This window comes from Micromonospora sp. AMSO1212t (assembly GCF_008868145.1).
GTDB classification, from domain to species: domain Bacteria; phylum Actinomycetota; class Actinomycetes; order Mycobacteriales; family Micromonosporaceae; genus Micromonospora; species Micromonospora tulbaghiae.
Genome location: NZ_WBKS01000002.1, coordinates 89,650 through 108,887 on the forward strand (window position 1 = coordinate 89,650; position 19,238 = coordinate 108,887).

Below are 19,238 nucleotides of genomic sequence, written 5' to 3' on the forward strand. Positions count from 1 at the left end.
CCGCCCGGTCCGGCAGCGACCGGATCACCTGCGGAACGCGGCTACCGCCTCCTGGATCGCCGGCCCGGTCGCCGAGGACGCCTGCGCCCACGACTCGAACTCCAGAGCGGCGGCGAAACCGGCCGTCTCGGCGGTGCGCACCGACGTCTTGATGTCCCGGGCCAGCGCCGGGTCCAGCGCCGCCCACCGCCCGGCGCGCTCGTGTGCCGCCGCCAGCGGGTCGTCGGCGAGCGTCGCGGCGAGCCCGACGCGTACCGCCTCGGGTCCGTCCACGCTTCCGCCGTCGAGCAGCAGTTGCAGGGCGCGTTCCGGGCCGAGCGCCCGGGTGAGGAACCAGGTGCAGCCCCCGCCCGGGTGCAGGCCGAGCTTCGTGAACGAGGCGATCAGCTTCGCCTTCGGCCCGACGATCCGGGTGTCGCACGCCAGCGCCAGGTTCAGCCCGGCGCCCACCGCCGGTCCCTGCACCGCCGCGATCGTCGGGATCGGCAGCGCCCGTACCCGCAGGAAGCTGTCGTAGACGCGGTGCAGGTCGGCGCGGATCTCCGCGACGCTCCGGCCGGGCTCGCCGAACATGGCGGGCAGGTCGGCGCCCGCGCAGAACGCCGTACCCGCGCCGGTGACCACGAGCGTGCGCGCGTGCCGGTCGGTCACCACCTCGCTGATCGCGTCGCCGAGCGCGTCGCGCATCTCCGCGTCGATGGCGTTGCGCCGGTCCGGGTCGTTGAGCGTGAGCGTCCAGCGCCCGTCGGCGTTGTCGAGTTGCACCTTGCTCATGAATCGGTCTCCTCATCGGTCAGCCAGGACCAGACGCCGGCGCTGCCGCGCGGCACCAGCGCCGCGCCCAGTGTCCGGGCCCAGAACTGCTGGGTGCCGTTCTCGTCCCGCCAGGTCCAGAGCCTGCGGGTGGACAGGTGCAGCGGGTGCTCGCGGGTGACGCCCATCGCCCCGTGCAGTTGGTGCGCGCCCCGCGCCACGAGCGTCGCGGCCCGGCCGGTGAGCACCCGCGCGGCGGCGACCCGCAGCGGGTCCGGCCCGGCCAGCGCGGCGTCCAGCGCGGTGCCGGCCAGCAGCGTGTGGGCGGTCATCCGGGCCAGCGTCTGCCCGACCGCCTGGAACGCCAGCAGCGGCCGGCCGAACTGCTCCCGTGTCGTCACGTGCTGCCGGGTGTGCTCCACAGCGGTCTCCAGGGCGCCGGTCAGCGCGGCGGCGGTCAGCAGCGCCGCCTCGGCGCGTACCGTCCCGGCGGGCGCGGCACCGGTGAGCCGCATGCCGTCGGTGACCGGCACGTCGACCGTCACGTCGTCGCGTGGCTCGGCGGCCAGGTTGCGGCCGGGGGCGACCCGGACGCCGGGGTGGTCGGCGGGTACGGCGAACGCCTCGTCGCCCGCGTACACCAGCAGCGTGCGCGCGGCGGCGGCCCACGGCACGCGGGCGGCGGTGCCGCGCAGCCGGCCGCCGGTCACCGCGATCCCGTCGCCGGTGACCACCGTGGCGACGCCGTCGGGCAGGCCGCGACCGGCGGCGGCGAACTGCCGGGCGGCCAGGACGGTCTCGGCCAGCGGCAGGGAGACGCCGTGGCGGCCCAGCCCGCGTACGAGCGCGGCCAGGTCGGTGAGCGTGCCGCCCGAGCCGCCCGCGCTCTCCGGCACCGACACGCCGGTCCAGCCCAGCCCGTGCAATGTGGACCAGAGCGTGGGCAGGCCCTCCGGGTCGCCGCCGTGCCCGCCGAGCACGTCGTCGGTCAGCTCCCGCAGCTCGTCGCCGCCGCGCCGGGGCGACCGGGCGGCGCCCTTGGCGATGATGGTGCGCAGCACCTCCGTGGTGCCGCCGCGAATCGAGAAACCCGGCGCGGCCAGCAGCCCCTGGGCGAGCAGCCCGGCCGGCCCGTCGCCGTCGGGGTCGGGCTCGACGTCGAGCACGGTACGGGCGATCTCGTTGACGTCGGCCTCGAACTCGGTGCCCAGGTCCTTCAGCACCGCCGCGGCGTGCACCGGGGCCTGCCCGGCGTCCAGCTCACCGGCGATGCGCCAGGCCAGGCCGCGCAGCCCGGCCAGCCGGGCCAGCGCCTCACCCAGCGCGGCGTCCGCGTCCCGCCGGTCGGCGCACGCGTCGACGGTGGCGGCCAGCAGCGGGTACGTGCTCAGCACCCGCTCCATCCCGCCGCGCTCGAAGGACAACTGCTCGGTGACCTGCGTCCAGCCGTTGCCGGCGGTGCCCAGCACATGGTCGCCGGGCACGTGCACGTCGTCGAAGACGACCTCGTTGAAGTGGTGCTCGCCGCGCAGGTCGACGATCGGCCGGACGGTCACGCCGGGCGCGGACATGTCCACGATCAGCTCGGTCAGGCCCTCGTGGCGGTCGCCGCCGGTGCCGGTGCGGCACAGCACGTAGGCGTGCGTCGACCGGTGCGCGTGGCTGGTCCAGATCTTGCCGCCGGTGAGCAGCCAGCCGTCGCCGTCCGGGCGGGCGGTGGTACGCACCGAGGCGAGGTCGCTGCCGGACTCGGTCTCGCTCATGCCGAGGCAGAACGTCACCGCACCGGCGGCGATCAGCGGCAGGTACCGCTCGCGCAGCGCGGGGGAGCCGTACCGCAGGACGGCCGGGCCGATCTGCCGGTCCGCGATCCAGTGCGCGGCCACCGGCGCTCCGGCGCGCAGCAGCTCCTCGGTGACCACCAGCCGGGCCCGGTTCGAGCGGGCCTGCCCGCCGTACTCGCGCGGCCAGGTCAGGCCGATCCAGCCCCGGTCCGCCAGCGCGCGGCTGAACTCCGTGTCGTACGAGCGCAGCCACGCGTCGCACACCGGCCGGAACCGGTCGCCGTCGTGCCACTCGCCGACCAGGTCCCGCACCTGCCGGCGCAGCTCACCGAGATCGTCGTCAGTCATCCTCTGTCCGTTCCCTTCGCCACTGAGTAGCCGCGTACGGCGGCCCGCCGCAGCACGCCGACGGCCGCGGCGCGTTCGGCGGTGCTGACCGGCGGCCGGGGCACCGCGTCCTCGACCGGTACGCCGAGCGTGGCCAGGTGGGCGCGCAGCACCTCGCCGTCCGGGGTGACCTCCTCCAGCCGGGGATCGGCGCCGAGCCGGACCACGCCCCACCGGGTGTGCAGCCGCACCAGCGCGTCCGGCGCCGGCGCGGCGGTCACGTGCTCGACCGCCCGCACGATCCGGCGCGGATCCGTCGCGCCGTGCAGCAGCACCAGTTCCCGCGCCGCCGCCGCGATGTCGGCGGCGCCCCCGCCACCGGGCAGCCGCACCGTGGGCCGTTCCCGGGGGCCGAGGTACGACGAGTTGATCCCGCCGCGCAGGTCGACGTTGCCGGCGTCGAGCACCACCCGGTCGAACCGGTGGCCCATCGCCAGCAGCACGTCGGCGGTGCCGCCCAGCCAGCCGAACCCGCCCGCGTACGCCGGATAGTCGGTGGTGCTGGTCGGCACGTCGGCGCCGGGCCGGTGCGCGCTGGCGCCGGCCTCGAAGACCTGGCTGAACGGTGCGCCGGACAGCGCGTACGCGCACTGGCCGGCGAGCACCGGCCAGTGGAAGCCGGTGAACACCCAGCCGCCGCGCCGGAACTCCCGCGCCGCCCGGACCAGGAAGTCCGCGGTGGTCACAGCACCTCCTCGGCCAGCCATCGCCGGAAGCCGTCAGCCGTGGCAGAGCAGCGCGCGTACCGCTGGTACGCCTGCACGTCGCGTGGGTACCGGCCGACCGCGCCGTCCGGGCGTACCGCGCCGGGGGACTCGACCACCGCGTCGACGAGCAGCCCGGGAATGCTGATCCCGGCGGCGCGTACCGTCTCGGCGTCGGTGACCTGCTCGGCGACGAGCACGGTGCGGCGGGCCGCCTGGGCGGCGACGAGCACCTCACCCAGCGGGCCGCGGATCACCCCGTTGCCGTCGGCGTCGGCCAGGTCCACGTGGACGAACGCCACGTCGGGCCGCTCCGCGCGGACCACCCGGGCCGCCCCGAACGCCGAGTCCACCCGGGACAGCCGGCCCCGGCTCCAGTCCTCGTCCAGGTAGCCGGTGCCGGGCAGGTCCGGCACCGGCATGAACGGCACCCGCCAGGCGCCGGCCGTCAGCGCGGCGGTGAGCAGCCCGAGGCTCAGCTCGTGCAGCGTGACGCGCGTGTCGCCGTCCTGCGCGGCGCGCCGGAAGTTCCAGGCGGGCGCCGGGCCGACCGGGCTCCAGCAGTGGCCGTACGTGGCCGACCGCAGCACCCCGGCGCCCAGCAACTGATCCATCAACAGCCCGCCGGAGGCGATCACCACGTCCACGTCCCGGATCCGCTGCCGGATCATCTCGTGGCCCACGGCGAACAACTGCGCGCCGAAGTTGCCCAGGTAGACCCGCCGGCCGGGGCGTACGTGCTCGGCCACGACGTCGGCGAGTGCGCGGCTCACCGGTACGCCTCCGCCAGCATGTGCAGCCCCGGGCCCAGGTGCGCGCCGCCGTCGGCCTGGATGAGCTGGCCGGTCATCATGGCGGCGGCCGGGCCGCCCAGGAACGCCACCAGCTCGGCGACCTCCTCGACGCGGGTCGGGCGGCGCAGCGGCGTGCCCCGGTCCACCAGGTTGTCCCGTACGTGCCGGTCCGCCTCGGCGTCGAGCGCGGCGGTGAGCACCGTGCCCGGTCCGAGGCAGTTGAGCCGGATGCCGTCGGCGGCCCACTCCAGCGCCAGCGTGCGGGTCAGCCCCAGCACGCCGGCGCGGGCCGCGACGGCGTGCGCCATGCCCTGCCCGCCGCGTTCCACACCGGACAGGGACATGTTCACCACCGCCCCGCGGGTACGCCGCAGGTACGGGTACGCGGCGGTGGTGAGGTGGAAGACGCTGGTCAGGTTCAGGTCGACGACTGCCGCCCAGCCGCGCGCCGAGATCCGCGTGGCGGGGGCGAAGAACTGCCCGCCGGCGTTGTTCACCAGCAGGTCGATGCCGTGCGCGTCGCCCACCTCGGCGATGGTGGCGGCGGCCCGGTCGTGGTCGCGGACGTCGCAGACCGCGTACGTGTAGCGCCCGTCCCCGGTGGCCGCCTCGCCGGTGATCGCCTCGCCGGTGGCGGCGAGCGTGTCCGCGTGCCGGCCCAGCCCGGTCACGTGGGCGCCCAGCTCGACCAGGCGCACGGCGACCGCCCGGCCGATGCCGCTGCCGGCGCCGGTCACCACCGCGTGCCGTCCGGCGAGCACACCCGCGCGGAGCACGCCCACGCCGGTGTCCGCTGCCCGCGTCACCGGGCGGCCCTCGCCTCGCCGATCGCCTGCCGTCGCAGCAGTTGCGCCGGGCGGTAGCGGGGGTCGCCGAACGCGTCGGCCATCGACCGCAGCGCCTCGTACACGGTCGCCGCCCCGGCGGACCGCAGCGTCTCGAACGGCCCGCGCGGGTGGTTCATCGCCAGGCGCAGCGCCGCGTCCACGTCGTCGGCGGTGGCGGTGCCCTCCTCGACCACCGCGGCGGCCTCGTTCACCAGGCAGTAAGCGAGCCGGTCGCCGACCAGGCCGGGCAGCGCCGGCACCCGCACCGACGGCGCGCCGAGGTGGTCGAGCAGCCGGTCGACGAAGCCGGGGACGGCGATGCCCGCGACCGGGTCCTCGATTACCTCGGCGAACACGGCGTCGTCGGCGCGCCGGTGCAGCCGGATCCAGCCGACGTCGGCGGGCAGCACCTCGGCCCAGCCGGCGTCCGAGCTGTCCAGCACCACGTTCTGGCGCGCCGCCAGCCGGGCCAGCTCCGCCACCCGCTGCGGGGTCGGCGCGCCGAGGGCGACCACGCGGGCCGCCGGACCGTTCGGTGGTCCGGGCCGCCGGACGACCCGGGCGTTGGCGTCGCGCGGCGGCTCGGTGGCGTAGTCGTAGAAGCCGCGGCCGGCGGCCTTGCCGGTCAGGCCGGCCCGGACCAGGCCGCGTACCTGGGGGATGGGCCGGTAGCGGGGGTCGCCGAACTCGCGCAGCGCGGTCTCCGAGGACGCCAGGTGGGTGTGCAGTCCGGTGAAGTCCAGCAGTTGCAGCGGTCCCATCGGGTGCCCGAGAGCGCCCCGGGCGACCGCGTCCACCACCGCCGCCTCGACGCCCTGCGCGAGGAGGAGTTGCGCCTCGTAGTACAGCGGCCGGCAGACCCGGTTGACGATGAAGTTCGGCGAGTCCCGGCACACCACCGCGGTCTTGCCGAGCGAGTCCACGAGCGCCAGCGCCCGCCGTACGGTCGCCTCGCCGGTGGCCGCGCCGACGATCACCTCCACCAGGCGCATCCGGGTGGGCGGGTTGAAGAAGTGCAGCCCGAGCAGGCGTTCCGGGGCGCCGAACGCGCGGCCCATCTCGTTGACGCTCAGCGACGACGTGTTGGAGGCGACGAGCAGGTCCGGCCCGCCGGCGGCGGCGGCCCGGGCGAGCAGGTCGCGCTTGGCGGCCATGTCCTCCACGATCGCCTCGATCAGCACGTCCGCGCCGGCGAGCGCGGTCTCGACGTCGGCGGCGGCGCCGAGGTCGCCGGTCGCGCCGTCGGCGCGGATCCGCTCCAGGCCGGCGCGGCCCAGCTCGGCGGTGGCGTCGACGACCCGTACGGTGTGCCCCGCCGCGGCGAGGACCTGCGCGATGCCCCGGCCCATCGGGCCCAGGCCGACCACGACGGCGATCACCGGGTCACCCGCTCGATCACCGCGGCGATGCCCTGCCCGCCGCCCACGCAGAGGCTCGCCACGCCGTACCGGCCGTCGCGGCGGGCCAGTTCGTGCAGCAGCGAGACGACGAGCCGGGCGCCGCTCTGGCCGGTCGGGTGGCCGAGGGCGATGCCGCCGCCGTTGACGTTGACCCGTTCCTCGTCCAGGCCCAGCGCGCGGACGTTCTGCACGATCTGCGCGGCGAACGCCTCGTTGATCTCGAACAGATCCACGTCGCCGACGGTCAGCCCGGCCCGGCGCAGGGCCAGGGGAATGGCCTCGGCCGGTCCGACGCCCATCATGGTCGGGTCGACGCCGACGGCCGCGAACCCGACGATCCGGCCCAGCGGGGTCAGCCCGTGCCGCCGTACCGCCTCGCCGCTCGCCACCACGAGCGCCGCCGCGCCGTCGGCCATCTGGCTGGCGTTGCCGGCCGTGACGGTGCCGTCGTCGGTGAACGACGGACGGAGCCGGGCGAGCCGTTCCGGTGTGGTGTCGGGGCGTACCGTCTCGTCGCGGTCCAGCTCGTCGAGCGGCAGGACCTCCTGCGCCGTCGCGCCGGACTCCCAGGCCCGGGCCAGCCGCTGGTGGCTGCGCGCCGACCAGGAGTCCTGGTCGGCGCGGGACACGCCGAACTCGCGGGCCACCTTCTCCGCCGTCTCACCCATGCTCATGCCGCAGATCGGGTCGGTGCCGCCGTCGCGCCAGCCGTCCTGGAGCAGGACGTCGCCGCGGCGCACGCCGTCCCAGCGCAGCGTGTACGGCGCCAGGTAGGGCATCGTGCTCATGCTCTCGGCGGCCACCGCCAGCGCCACGTCGGCCTCGCCGGACAGCACCGACCGGTGCGCGAGCTGCACCGCCTTGAGGCCGGAGGCGCAGGCCATGTTGATCGTCTGCGCGGGTGCGGGCACCGGCACACCCGCCGCGAGTGAGATCTGCCGTCCCGGGTTCGGGCCGTTGCCCGCCTGGCGGCAGTTCGCCACCACCGTCTCGTCCACCGCCTCGGCGGGCACGCCGGCCCGCGCCAGCGCCTCGGCGCCGGCCAGCCCGCCCAGGCGTACCACCCGCACGTCGCGCAGCGCGCCGCCGTACCGGCCGTGCGGGGTACGCACGGCGCCGACCAGGAACGCTTGCCTGTCCATCACGGAGCCTCTCGGTCGGCGCGTACGACGCGCTTGCTCTTGTGGGTGCTGCGCGGCAGCGTGCCCTCGGCGACGGTCTCCACCACCGCGCGCACGGTCAGTTCGGCGCGCACGGCGTGCGCCAGCTCGCGGGCGACCCGCTGGTCGTCGCCGGTCACTTCGACGCGCAGCTTGATGCCGGTGAGGTAGCCGGTCGCCGGGTCGGTGACGTCCTCGTCGAGGACGATGAGGTATTCGCCGCACGTGCCGGGGGTGGCGCGGACCACCTGCTCGACGGCGGACGGGAACAGGTTCACCCCGCGTACCACGAGCATGTCGTCGGCCCGGCCGACGACGCCGCCGGGCAGGCGGGCGAGCGTGCGCCCGCACGGGCAGGCGGCGCTGTCGCGGACCACCACGTCGCCGGTGGCCCAGCGCACCAGCGGCGTCGCCCGCTTGTCCAGGTGGGTCAGCACCAGCAGGCCGGGCGTGCCGTCGGGCACCGGCTCGTTGGTGTACGGGTCGAGCACCTCCGCGTACGCGAAGTCCTCGGCCAGGTGGCCGCCGGCCTGTTCCTCGCACTCCCAGGCGATCGGCTGGAACTCCAGGCTGCCGTACCCGTCGAAGCACTTCGCGCCCCAGCGCTGCTCGATGTGCGCGCGGGTGGCCGGTACCCCGGCGCCCGGTTCGCCGCCGACCTGGATCCGCCGCACCGGCGAGTCGCGCAGCGGGGTGCCGGCGCGTTCCGCGGTCTCGGCCAGGTGCAGCATGAACGACGGTGTGCCGCCGACGGCTGTGGTGCCGTACCGGAAGATGGTGTCGATCTGGCGTTGGGTGTCGCCGGACCCGGCGGGCAGCAGCGTCACGCCGATGCGCTGGTAGCCGGCGGTCGCGCCGAGCCCGCCGACGAACCAGGCGTAGCTGAACAGGCACTGGTACACGTCGGTGTCCCGGACGCCCTGGCTGTACGCGGCCCGCGCGTAGAGGTCGGCCCAGCGGTCCAGGTCGTGCGCGGTCCACAGCACCGGTGTCGGGTTCGAGGTGGTGCCGGAGGAGAAGTGCACCCGGCGGCGGTCGGCGACCGGCGCGGCGACGGCGCTGCCCCACGGCGGGTGGGCGGCCAGGTCGGCCACGTAGTCGGCCTTGCCGACCAGCGGCAGACGGCGCAGGTCGGCGAGTTCGCGGACGTCGCCCGGGTGGAAGCCGAGCGCGTCCCACCGGGTCCGGTAGAAGTCGCTGGCGGCGTACACGTAGGACAGCTGCGCCCTCAGACGGGTGAGCTGGTACGCGGCCAGCCGCTCGCGGGGCCACGTCTCGGCCTCGTGCCAGTGGCGCTCGGAGAGCGGCCCGGTCATCGCGGGCTCCGGCGCAGCCCGCCGACGATGAAGTCGGCGTACTCGTCGGCGAGTCGCTGGCGGGTGTTGTAGTCGCCGCGCTGCGGGTCGTACCAGAGGCTGATCCAGTTCAGCGCGCCGAGCAGCGGCTTGGTGGCCAGCCGGCTGTCCACCTCGCGGAACTCCCCGGCCTCGCGGCCCTCGTCGATGACGTCGGCGAAGATCTGCTCGTACCGGTCGCGCATGGCGATCACGGTCTCCAGGGCCTGCTGCTGGGCGGGCGCCTCGCCGAGGCGGCGCATCTCGACCGCGCGCATCGCCACCCGCTGGAACGAGTTGCGGGTCATCATCAGCCCGGCGTGGTGGTGCGCCATCCGCCAGAGCCGGGTGGCCGGGTCGAGGCCGCCGTTGCCGGCGATCGGCTCGATGCCGTCGATGAGCTCCTGCATGCCGGCGGTGACGATGTCCAGGAAGACGTCCGCCTTGGCCCGGTAGTAGTGGTAGACGCGGCCCTTGGTGGCGCCCATCTCGCGGGCGATGTCGTCGATCGTGGTGGCCGCGTACCCGTTGCGGGTGAACGCGGTGGCGGCCGCCTCCAGGATGTCCCGCCGGCCGGGGGCGGGCAGATGCGCGGCGGTGTCGTCGTCGGCGGTCATACGGTGGTCTCCGGTGCGGTGGTGTCGGGTACGACGGCGAGCGGGCGGATCGGCGACCCGGTGCCGCCCCGGATGGACAGCGGGGCGGCGATGAAAAAGAAGTCCCAGACCCGCTCGGCGGCCAGCGGCGCGAGGTTCATCGCCTCCATGATCGGCACGCCGTGGTCGACCAGCAGGTGGCAGTGCACGGCCAGCGCGGGGCTGGGCATGTGCTCGAACGCGATGGTGTCCGCGCCGGCCGCCACGACGCCGTGGTCGGTGAGCCAGCGCGCCCCGCTGACGTCGACGCCTGGCGCTCCGGTGGCGACACCGAGGTACGCGGCATTGTCGGTCCACTTCTCGTCCCAGCCGGTACGCACCAGCACCACGTCACCGGGGCGGGGGCGGGGCCGGTCGGCGAACCAGCGCTCGAACAGTTCCGCGCCGACGCCGTCGGCGGGGGTCAGCGGCCGGCCGAGCGCGACAGTCGCGTCCACCAGGTGACCGGGGGCCAGCACCGGCGGCAGTTCGTGCACCGACACGTCCGGCACCCCGTCGGCGTACGACTGGCTCGCCGTGACGTCCACGCCGCCGTACACCCGGCCGAGTCGGGAGACGTGGGCGAGCCCGTCGACGTGGGTGCCCACGTGCCCGCCCGTGGTGATCATCTCGGCGGCGGCGGAGACGCCGTCCGGGTACATGATCTCGCCGTGCCGCTTGGTCAGTGTGAAGCTGTACGGCGGGTGGTTCGGGTGGTGGGGGATGCCGGTGTACATCTGCTGTGCCAGGTCGAACACCCGGGTGGAGCCGGACGCGGGCCAGTCGACGCTCAGCTGCCAGGACGCGCTCATGCCGCCACCGACGCCTTGATCGCCCGGCCCAGCACCAGCCGCTGGATCTCCGAGGTGCCCTCGTAGATCTCCAGGATCCGCTGGTCCCGGTAGAGCCGTTCGGCGGGGCAGGGCTTGCAGAAGCCGTCGCCGCCGAACACCTGCACGGCCGTGTCGACCGCCCGGTGCGCGACCTCGCTGGCGTACAGCTTGGCCATCGCCCCGAGGACGCCGACGTCGCCGCCCTCCTGGTGCGTGCGGGCGGCCTCGAAGGTGATCATCCGGGCGGCGGTGATGCCGGTGGCCACGTCCGCCAGCGGGAACGAGATGCCCTGGTTGTCGATGATGGGCCGGCCGAAGGTCTCCCGCCGGGCCGCCTCCCGGGACGCGACGTCGAAGCCGGCGAGCGCGACACCCAGCGACTGGGCGGCCACGCTGATCCGCCCGGCCGACAGCGTCTGCATGGCCAGCCGCATGCCCCGGTTGAGGTCGCCGAGCACGTCGCCGTCGGGCACCCAGGTGTCCAGCTTGAGGTTGCTGGTGAGCGTCCCGCGGATGCCCATCTTGTCCTCGTACCGGTCGATGACCACGCCGTCGGCGTCCTTGTCCACCAGGAACGCGGTGATGCCGCGGGTGCCGGCCTGCGGGTCGGTGAGCGCGAAGACCACGTAGTACCGCGACGCGCCGCCGTTGCCGATGTAGATCTTCTCACCGCGCAGCCGCCAGCCCGCGCCCTCGCGTTCGGCTGTGGTGCGGATGCGGGCGGCGTCGCTGCCGGCGCCCTCCTCGGTCAGCGCGAAGCTGATCGCCTCGCCCCGGGCCAGCCCGCCCAGGTAGCGCTCGCGCTGCCCGGGGGTGCCGGCCAGCATCAGCGGGGTGGCGCCGAGCGCGTACGCGGTGAGGATCGCGCCGGTCGACGGGCAGGCGCGGGAGACCTCCTCGATGACCGCGCAGGCGGTCACGAACGACGTGCCCTGCCCGCCGTGCTCGCGTTCCACGAGCAGCCCGGCCAGCCCCTGCTCGACGAGCACCCGCACGCTCTCCCACGGGTAGCGCTGCTCCCGGTCGAGTTCCTCGGCCAGCGGCGCGAAGTGGCGCGCCGCCACGTCCCGGGCGAGGTCGCGCCAGTGGCGTCCCTCGTCGTCCAGGCGTGGCTCCCAGATCACGGACACGTGGTGCCTCCCGGTTCTCCGGCGCGGGCGGGTCGTTGCGCGCCGCGCCATACCGTTGCGTATGTCGAGATGTCTAGGCGGTGTTCATGATCGGTGTCAAGCAAATCCCGGATGCTGTTCTTCCTTGTGAATCTCGCTTTCCGCGCCGGGTACTCGGATCTTGACGACATACCGGCGAGTATGTTCGCCTGGTCCGGACGACAGGGAGGTGATCCGTGGAACCCGTCGGTTACGCGGTACACGACGCGGTGGCGGTCGCCACGATCGACCGGCCGCAGACACGCAACGCGCTCAGCGCCGACGTCCTGTGCGCGCTCGCCGCGGCGATGGACCGGGCCGAGGCCGACCCGGAGGTACGGGTGCTGGTGCTGACCGGCGGCCCGCGGCTGTTCGCCTCCGGCGCGGACATCCGCGAGCTGCGCCGTACGTCCCCGGCCGACTACCTGCTCTCCGAGCGGCTGGAGTGCTGGAACCGGTTCGCCCGCTTCGGCAAGCCGGCCGTCGCCGCGGTCGCCGGATACGTCCTGGGTGGCGGGTGCGAGCTGGCGATGACGTGCGACGCGGTGGTCGCGGCCGACTCCGCCGTGTTCGGCCAGCCGGAGATCAACCTCGGCATCATCCCGGGCGCCGGCGGCACCCAGCGCTGGGCCCGTGTCGCCGGCCGCTTCCGGGCCGCCGAGCTGGTGCTGGGCGGCCGGCTGGTGGACGCCTGGACCGCGCAGCGAATGGGTCTGGTCAGCCAGGTGGTGCCCGCCGAACGGGTGGTCGAGGCGGGGATCGCGCTGGCGTCCTCGATCGCCGCCCGCAGCCCGGTCGCGGCCCGCCTCGGCAAGCAGGCGCTGCGTACCGCCGAGGAGGTCGGCCTGACCGCCGGCCTCGCCCACGAGCGTTCGCTGCTGCTGACGCTGCTGTCCACCGACGACCACATCGAGGGCATCGACGCGTTCCTGGAGAAGCGTCCGGCCCGCTTCACCGGCCGATAGGAGAACGACGTGACGCAGGTACACGAGGCCACCGACCCGGGCGCCGGCGAGCGGCTCGGTCCGGCCGCCCGCTCCGCACTGCTCGACGCGCTCAAGCGGCACGCCCGTGCGCCGGGGGAGCCGCTGCTGATCCGCGTCCAGGGCGACGCCTGGCGGCACGAGCCCGACGACCTCGCCCAGCCGGTGGTACGCGGACAGCTGCACGAACTGGTGCTGCGGGTACACGCCGCGCCGGGCCCGGTGATCGTCCACGTCGACGGCGCGGTACGCGGTCTCGGGTTCGGCCTGGCGCTCGCGGCGGACCTGCGCGTCGCCGCGCCCACCGCGACGTTCGGCACGGGCTCGCCCGCGGCGTTCCTGGCCGGCGGCGCCGGACGGTTCCTCGCCGGTGTCGCCGGCACCGGCGTGCTGGCACACCTGGCCTGGACCGGGGCCACGCTCGACGCCGAGGAGGCGCTGCGGCACGGACTGGTCGGCTCGGTGTCGGCCGACCCGGACGCCGGGGCTGCGCTGGCCGCGCGGGTTGCCACTGTCGCCCCCGGCACGGCGTCCGCGCTGGCCCGCGCGCTGCGCGGCCGGGACCGGCCGGAGCTGACCGCCGCGCTGGACTACGAGTCCTGGCTGGCCGGCGTCGAGTGAGCCGGGGCGGGGGACCGCCGCCCCGGCGGTCCCCCGGGCCCCGTGCCGGAGCATCAGGCCACGGCGTCCAGGCCGGCGCGCGCCACCTCCATGTCCTGCGTGTAATGCCCGCCGCTGACCCCGATGCCGCCGATCACCGCGCCGTCGGCGGTGATCGGGTAGCCGCCGCCGAAGACGACGAGCCGGTCGATGCCGGCGGGCGCGCCGGTGGCCAGCGGCGCGTCGTCCTTGATGAAGTCGTACCAGCCGTCGGTGGGCATGCCGAAGCCCGCCGCCGTGTACGCCTTGTCCTGCGCGACCTGCACCGACAGCAGCGCGGCGCCGTCCATCCGGGCGAACGCCTTCAGCACGCCGCTCTCGTCGACGACGGCGATGACACAGGGCAGAGCCATCTGCTCCGCCTTGGCGACGGCGGCGGCGAGGATCCGCTGGGCCGCGTCGATCGTGACGGACGTCTTGGTGTAGTGGGACATGGGACTTCCTTTCGTGGTGGTGGGGTGGGGCAGGCGCTCAGACCACGCCGGCGGCGCGCAGGCGGGAGATCTCGTCGTCGTCGAGTCCGGCGACGTCGCGGAGCACCTCGTCGGTGTGCTGGCCCAGCTCGGGCCCGACGCCGCGGATCCCGCCGGGCGTCGCGGTCAGCTTCGGCACGACGTTCTGCATCGGGAACTCGCCCAGGTCCGGGTGCTCCAGCCGGACGATCGCGTCCCGGGCGGCGAAGTGCGGGTCGGTGAGCATCTCCTTGGCGGTGTAGATCCGCCCGGCCGGCACACCGTGGCGGTGCAGCAGTTCCAGCAGCTCGTCCCCGCCGTACCCGGCGCACCACTTGGCGATCAGCTCGTCCAGCTCGCGCTGGTGCCGGCCGCGGTCGGTGTGGCCGGCGAACCGCGGGTCGACGGCCAGCTCCGGCTGCGCCATCGCCTCGGCCAGCCGCCGGAAGACGGTGTCCTGGTTGGCCGCGATCACCACCATGCCGCCGTCGGAGGCGACGTAGACGTTGCTCGGCGCGATGTTCGGCAGGATCGAGCCGGTGCGTTCCCTGATGTAGCCGCCGAGCGCGTACTCCGGCACCAGCGACTCCATCAGCGCGAGCACCGACTCGTAGATCGCGCTGTCGACGATCTGGCCCCGGCCGGTCGCCTCGGCCACCCGCAGCGCGCCCATCGCGCCCACCGCGGCGAACGTGCCCGCGAGCGAGTCGCCGATGCTGATGCCGACCCGGCTGGGCAGCGAGTCGGGATCACCAGTGGTGTAGCGGATGCCGCCCATCGCCTCGCCGATCGAGCCGTACCCGGCGCGTTCGGCGTACGGTCCGGACTGCCCGTACGCCGACACCCGCACGATCACCAGCCGTGGGTTGATCTCCCACAGGACGTCCGGGCCGACGCCCCAGCGCTCCAGCGTGCCGGGTCGGAAGTTCTCCACCAGCACGTCGGCCTCGGCGGCGAGCCGGCGCAGCACCTCCTGCCCGTCGGGGACGCGCAGGTTGAGGGTGACCGAACGCTTGTTGCGGCCGAGCACCGGGAACCACAGCGACTTGCCGTACGGGCGCTCGCGTCCCCACTCGCGCATCGGGTCGCCCCGCCCCGGCTCCTCCACTTTGATCACGTCGGCGCCCAGGTCGCCGAGGATCTGGCCGCAGAACGGCCCGGCCAGCAGGACCCCGGCTTCGATCACGCGCAAGCCGGACAGCGGGCCGCGGGCATAGTCGTTCATGTCGTCCCTGTTCTCTCGTCGGTCGTTCCGGTGGTGCGGGTGGAGGTCAGGCCGGCACGGCGTGCGGCCGGGCCTCCGGCTCGGGTTCCGGCTCGGGGGAGTGCCGCTGCGTGCGCTGGCGGATCCAGCCGAGCGACACCGCGCCCAGCAGCGTGACGCCGAGCAGGATGTCGCCCAGCGGCAGCGGCATGCCGCGCAGCCGGAAGATGTTCAGCACGATGCTCAGCGAGAGCAGGCTCAGGAACGCCGTCATCGGGCTCCCGTGCCCGCCGCCGGCGAGGCGGAACCCGGCGATCAGCAGCGCGCCGTAGACGTACAGCTCGGTGCCCTCGCCGAGGGTGACGGCCGAGGCGCCGGTGCGCATCACTTGGATGCAGCCGGCGACCGCCGCGGCGGTGCTGGTCAGCACGAACAGCGCCAGCCGGACCCGGCCGGCCCGGATGCCGGCGCGGGTGGCGACGACCTCGTCGCCGCCGGTGGCGCGCAGGTGGGTGCCCCAGCGGGACCGGCGGACCAGCGCGCTGCACACCAGCGCGAGCCCCAGCACCACCAAGACCGGTACCGGCAGCGGCCCGACCGTGGTCTTCAGCGCGGTGCTGAGCTCCGGGGTGTACGCCGCCACCGAGCTGCCGTCGCTGATCACCTTCGCCAGGCCACGGGCGGCGACGAGCATGCCCAGCGTGGCGATCAGCGGCCAGACGCCGAACACCAGCGCCAGGCCGCCGTTGGTGAGCCCGGCCAGCAGCCCGACGCCGAGCGCGGCGAGCACGCCGGCCTGCCACGAGCCGGAGGCGGTGTAGGCGGTGGCGTAGACGACCGCGCCGAGGCCGAGGACCGAGCCGACGCTCAGGTCGGCGACGCCGCCGGTCATGGCCAGGCTGGCCGCGAGCAGGACGATCGCCGGGGCGAGCAGGTCGCCGAGCATGCTGGAGATGTTGGCGCGGGTCGCGAAGTCCGGCGCGAAGCTCAGCGCGGCGGTCACGGCGACCACGAACAGCAGCACGCTCGTGGTGGACGGGCGGCTGAGCAGGGCCGTCCATCCGGGCCGGGTACCCGAGGTCGTCATGGTGCGCTCCTGACGCTGTTGACGGCGAGCGCGACCGCGAGCACGACTCCCTCGACGACCGGCTGCCAGCTGGACGAGACGCCCCAGGTGACGATGGCCGTGGGCAGCGTGTTGAGCAGCAGCAGCGCGGCGGCGACGCCGAGGAAGCTGCCCCGGCCGCCGGTGAGCGCCATCCCGCCGAGCAGCAGGATCGAGATCACCCGGAACTCGGTACCCGGGGTCAGCGTGGACTGGACGATGTCGCCCTGGGACGCGAGGACCAGCCCGGCGAGGCCGGCGACCAGACCGCAGAACACCAGGGCGCCGGCTTGGATGCGGTCCGGCCGCAGGCCGCGTACGAGCGCGGCCTGCCGGTTGCCGCCGACCGCGACGAGGTGCCGGCCCAGGCGGGTGCGGCCGGCCACGAACGCGACGACCGCCAGCAGCACCACCATGACCCAGAAGACCCGGGGTACGCCGAACAGGTCGCCGGCGACGTGCCGGCGCAGGAAGCTGTCGCGCGGGATCGGCACGAACTCGATGAACAGCCGGGTGGTGCCGCTGACCAGGAACATGGTGCCGAGGGTGGCGACGATGGGGTGGATGCGCACGCGCACGATCAGCGCCGCGTTCACGGTGCCGATGAGCGTGCCGAACACCAGCACCGCCACCAGCACCACGGCGAACGACGCGCCGTCGGTCAGCAACTGGGCGGCGATCAGCGCGGCGGCGACAGCCGTCACGCCGACGGACAGGTCGAACTCGGCGCCGCTGAGCATCACCAGGCTGACGCCGACGACCAGGACGCCGATGAACGCCATGTTGAAGGCCACCGCGATGACGGTCTGGTGGGACAGGAAGGCCGGCGACTTCACGGCGGTGGCCAGCACCAGCGCGACCCAGAGCGCGGCCAGGGCGAGGGTGGCGCCGTGGCGGCGGAGCACGGGAAGCACCGTGCTCCGCCGGACGGCTGCCTGCGGGGCAGACACGGACATGGTCAGGTGCTCACTTGCCGAGCCCGTACGTCTCGGTGCCCGCGGGACAGTACTGCTCGGCGGCAGACTTGGCCGGGGCGTCCTTGGCGTAGAGCGCGTCGATCCGCTCCTTGAGCGGGGGAATGGACGACACGGCGTCCTTCGGGAACGCGCAGACCGGGTTGAACAGCGCGTTCGGGTCCTTCGGCGAGTCGACCACGGGGATCTTCTCGCCGGCGACCATCCGGTCGAGGATCGTGTAGATCTGCTTGGCGTAGCCCTCGTACCAGAACGCGGTCGAGCCGCCGAGACCCGGCGTGTCGACACCGAACAGCATGAGGTCGGCGCCGAGGCCGTAGCCGTAGATGTCACCGGCGCGGCTGAGCTGCTCCGCGGCGTTGATGGTGCCGATGATCATGTTGTCGTTGCCGCCGAGCGCCAGGATCTTCTTCGCGTCGGGCTTGGAGACCAGGATGTCGCGCGCGACGCCCTGGGAACCGTCCGGCGTGGTCGGCGAGTTGCGCCGGGTGATGACGCCGTCGATGTCCGGGCACACCTCCTTGAGTCCCTTGAGGATGCCCTCGGTGCGCAGCAGCGCCACGTCACCCGACTCCTCGTTCTCCAGCACGGTGACGAGGTCCGGCTTGCAGTCCCACTTCTCCTTCGCGTACGTCCCGCCGGCCCGGCCGGAGAGCCGCCCCGACTCGATGTTGTTGATCCCGAAGAAGTGCGCGCCCGGGTGGGCGATGTCGATCGCGATGACCGGTATCCCGGCCTTGTTGAAGATGTCCATGATCTGCGGCGCGACCTTGCCGTCACCCTGGAACTCCACGACGTGGGTGACGCCGCGGGAGACCATGGTCTCGGCGTTCGCCACCGCGGTCGGCCCGTCCCGGTCGTTGTTGAGGACGAGAATCTCCCATCCGCGCTTCTCGGCCTCCTTGCGCATGCCGACGTCGATGGCCCCGAGCACGGGGCTGGCCGGCTCGGCGAAGTTGGCGAACCCGATCCGGACGTCCTTGGCCTCCAGCGCCTTGCCCTCCGAGGGGGCCGCCGGGGCCGCTCCCTCGGTGGAACAGGCCGCCGCCGTCATGCCCAGCGCGACGACGAGCGCGGCGCTCGCGAACGATCTGCGTCTCACTCTGATCCCTTCTCTCGGGTTTGCTTCGGCCGGTGTGGCCGGTGTCAGGACTCGGTCGCCGCCGCGGCTGGCGCCGCACCGGTGATCAGCGCGACGATGTCGCCGGAGGACGCCTCGGCGGTGGTGAGCTCGCCGACAGTGCGTCCCTGTCGCATGACCGTGACCCGGTCGGCGACGCGGAAGACGTGTTCGAGGTTGTGCGAGATCATCAGGACGGCGATGTCCTGCTGTTTGAGCGCGGTGATGATCTCCAGGACGTGTCCGGACTCGGTGACGCCCAGCGCCGCCGTCGGCTCGTCGAGCATCACGATGTTGCGGCCCCACATGGTGGCCCGCGCGACGGCGAGCGCCTGGCGCTGTCCGCCGGACATCGAGGACACGTGCGAGGACAGCGAGGGCAGCCGGGCGCCGATGCGGTCGACGGCCTTCTGCGTCCGCTCCGCCATCGCCCGGCGGTCCACCAGGCGCAGCAGCCGGGACATCGGGCCGCGGCCCAGCGGCTCCCGGCCCAGGAAGACGTTCTCCGCCGCGCTCATCGAGTCGATCAGCGACAGGTCCTGGTAGACGGTCTCGATGCCGGCGTCGAGCGCGTCGGCGGGACCGGCGAACCGGCGGGGCGCGCCGTCGACCAGGATCTCGCCGCGATCCGGCGTGACCACGCCGGCGAGCGTCTTCACCAGCGTCGACTTGCCGGCGCCGTTGTCGCCCATCAGCGCCATGACCTCGCCCCGCCGCAGGGTCAGCGACGCGTCGCGCAGTGCCCGTACGGCGCCGAAGCTGCGAGCGATGCCGCGCGCCTGGAGGACCGGTGTGGTGGTGGGAGGTGGGACCTCGTCCCGGCGGCGCTCGACGTCCCCGGGACGAGGGACTGCCGCTGCCTGCTCTGTCATGGCGAGAGAGTCAAGCAATGTATGCAATCACTGTCAAGGATTTGCGGCGAGGCAGTCCGTGCCGTGCTCGTCGCCGGGTGTCATTCGACCCGACGTGTCTAGAAAATCG

19 protein-coding genes are annotated in these 19,238 nt (G+C 74.2%); 2 read left to right on the forward strand and 17 right to left on the reverse strand.

Annotated elements, in window-relative coordinates; genetic code table 11:
* Positions 1-24 precede the first annotated feature (24 nt).
* Genes F8279_RS00915 through F8279_RS00965 form a run of 11 tightly spaced genes read right to left on the reverse strand, consistent with a single transcriptional unit; the run spans position 25 to position 11,741 of the window.
* The gene (locus F8279_RS00915) at positions 25-774 is read right to left on the reverse strand and encodes an enoyl-CoA hydratase (RefSeq protein ID WP_151498792.1); all 750 of its coding nucleotides are present in this window, start codon (positions 772-774) and stop codon (positions 25-27) included.
* Positions 771-2,885 (reverse strand): acyl-CoA dehydrogenase family protein, encoded by a 2,115-nt coding sequence (locus F8279_RS00920; protein WP_151498793.1) that lies wholly within the window; start codon positions 2,883-2,885, stop codon positions 771-773. The genes F8279_RS00915 and F8279_RS00920 overlap by 4 nt, the downstream gene beginning before the upstream one ends.
* Positions 2,882-3,610: a co-chaperone HscB gene (locus tag F8279_RS00925; protein WP_151498794.1), complete on the reverse strand. Its 729-nt coding sequence runs from the start codon at positions 3,608-3,610 to the stop codon at positions 2,882-2,884. The genes F8279_RS00920 and F8279_RS00925 overlap by 4 nt, the downstream gene beginning before the upstream one ends.
* Entirely contained in the window at positions 3,607-4,401 is a 795-nt protein-coding gene (locus tag F8279_RS00930) for a CoA transferase subunit A (RefSeq protein WP_151498795.1), read from the reverse strand. The genes F8279_RS00925 and F8279_RS00930 overlap by 4 nt, the downstream gene beginning before the upstream one ends.
* Positions 4,398-5,228, reverse strand: a complete 831-nt coding sequence (locus tag F8279_RS00935; protein ID WP_151498796.1) for an SDR family oxidoreductase — start codon at positions 5,226-5,228, stop codon at positions 4,398-4,400. Before F8279_RS00935 ends, F8279_RS00930 begins: the two co-directional genes overlap by 4 nt.
* The gene (locus F8279_RS00940; RefSeq protein ID WP_151498797.1) at positions 5,225-6,628 is read right to left on the reverse strand and encodes a 3-hydroxyacyl-CoA dehydrogenase NAD-binding domain-containing protein; all 1,404 of its coding nucleotides are present in this window, start codon (positions 6,626-6,628) and stop codon (positions 5,225-5,227) included. Before F8279_RS00940 ends, F8279_RS00935 begins: the two co-directional genes overlap by 4 nt.
* Positions 6,625-7,791: a thiolase family protein gene (locus F8279_RS00945; RefSeq protein ID WP_151498798.1), complete on the reverse strand. Its 1,167-nt coding sequence runs from the start codon at positions 7,789-7,791 to the stop codon at positions 6,625-6,627. Before F8279_RS00945 ends, F8279_RS00940 begins: the two co-directional genes overlap by 4 nt.
* Positions 7,791-9,125: a phenylacetate--CoA ligase family protein gene (locus F8279_RS00950; RefSeq protein ID WP_151498799.1), complete on the reverse strand. Its 1,335-nt coding sequence runs from the start codon at positions 9,123-9,125 to the stop codon at positions 7,791-7,793. Before F8279_RS00950 ends, F8279_RS00945 begins: the two co-directional genes overlap by 1 nt.
* Positions 9,122-9,760, reverse strand: a complete 639-nt coding sequence (locus tag F8279_RS00955; RefSeq protein WP_091416896.1) for a TetR/AcrR family transcriptional regulator — start codon at positions 9,758-9,760, stop codon at positions 9,122-9,124. The genes F8279_RS00950 and F8279_RS00955 overlap by 4 nt, the downstream gene beginning before the upstream one ends.
* Entirely contained in the window at positions 9,757-10,590 is an 834-nt protein-coding gene (locus F8279_RS00960) for a cyclase family protein (protein ID WP_091416900.1), read from the reverse strand. Before F8279_RS00960 ends, F8279_RS00955 begins: the two co-directional genes overlap by 4 nt.
* Positions 10,587-11,741: an acyl-CoA dehydrogenase family protein gene (locus F8279_RS00965; protein WP_091416904.1), complete on the reverse strand. Its 1,155-nt coding sequence runs from the start codon at positions 11,739-11,741 to the stop codon at positions 10,587-10,589. Before F8279_RS00965 ends, F8279_RS00960 begins: the two co-directional genes overlap by 4 nt.
* A 215-nt stretch (positions 11,742-11,956) precedes the next feature.
* On the opposite strand from F8279_RS00965, the gene F8279_RS00970 reads away from it, so the two are divergent.
* Complete coding sequence (locus F8279_RS00970) at positions 11,957-12,724, forward strand: enoyl-CoA hydratase-related protein (RefSeq protein ID WP_091416908.1); 768 nt, start codon at positions 11,957-11,959, stop codon at positions 12,722-12,724.
* Positions 12,725-12,733: 9 nt separating this feature from the next.
* Entirely contained in the window at positions 12,734-13,363 is a 630-nt protein-coding gene (locus F8279_RS00975) for an enoyl-CoA hydratase/isomerase family protein (RefSeq protein WP_091416912.1), read from the forward strand.
* Between the two features lie 53 nt (positions 13,364-13,416).
* Here F8279_RS00975 and F8279_RS00980 read toward each other — a convergent pair whose 3' ends face one another.
* The 6 genes from F8279_RS00980 to F8279_RS01005 form a co-directional block, all read right to left on the reverse strand.
* Positions 13,417-13,836: a heme-binding protein gene (locus tag F8279_RS00980; RefSeq protein WP_091416916.1), complete on the reverse strand. Its 420-nt coding sequence runs from the start codon at positions 13,834-13,836 to the stop codon at positions 13,417-13,419.
* Between the two features lie 37 nt (positions 13,837-13,873).
* Positions 13,874-15,079, reverse strand: coding sequence for a CaiB/BaiF CoA-transferase family protein (locus F8279_RS00985; protein ID WP_091416921.1), 1,206 nt, complete (start codon positions 15,077-15,079; stop codon positions 13,874-13,876).
* Positions 15,080-15,125: 46 nt separating this feature from the next.
* Entirely contained in the window at positions 15,126-16,145 is a 1,020-nt protein-coding gene (locus F8279_RS00990) for an ABC transporter permease (RefSeq protein ID WP_151498800.1), read from the reverse strand.
* Positions 16,142-17,068, reverse strand: coding sequence for an ABC transporter permease (locus F8279_RS00995; RefSeq protein WP_192580593.1), 927 nt, complete (start codon positions 17,066-17,068; stop codon positions 16,142-16,144). Before F8279_RS00995 ends, F8279_RS00990 begins: the two co-directional genes overlap by 4 nt.
* A gap of 61 nt (positions 17,069-17,129) precedes the next feature.
* The gene (locus F8279_RS01000; RefSeq protein WP_151498802.1) at positions 17,130-18,239 is read right to left on the reverse strand and encodes a substrate-binding domain-containing protein; all 1,110 of its coding nucleotides are present in this window, start codon (positions 18,237-18,239) and stop codon (positions 17,130-17,132) included.
* Positions 18,240-18,283: 44 nt separating this feature from the next.
* Positions 18,284-19,129: an ATP-binding cassette domain-containing protein gene (locus tag F8279_RS01005; protein ID WP_091416934.1), complete on the reverse strand. Its 846-nt coding sequence runs from the start codon at positions 19,127-19,129 to the stop codon at positions 18,284-18,286.
* Between the last annotated feature and the right edge of the window lie 109 nt (positions 19,130-19,238).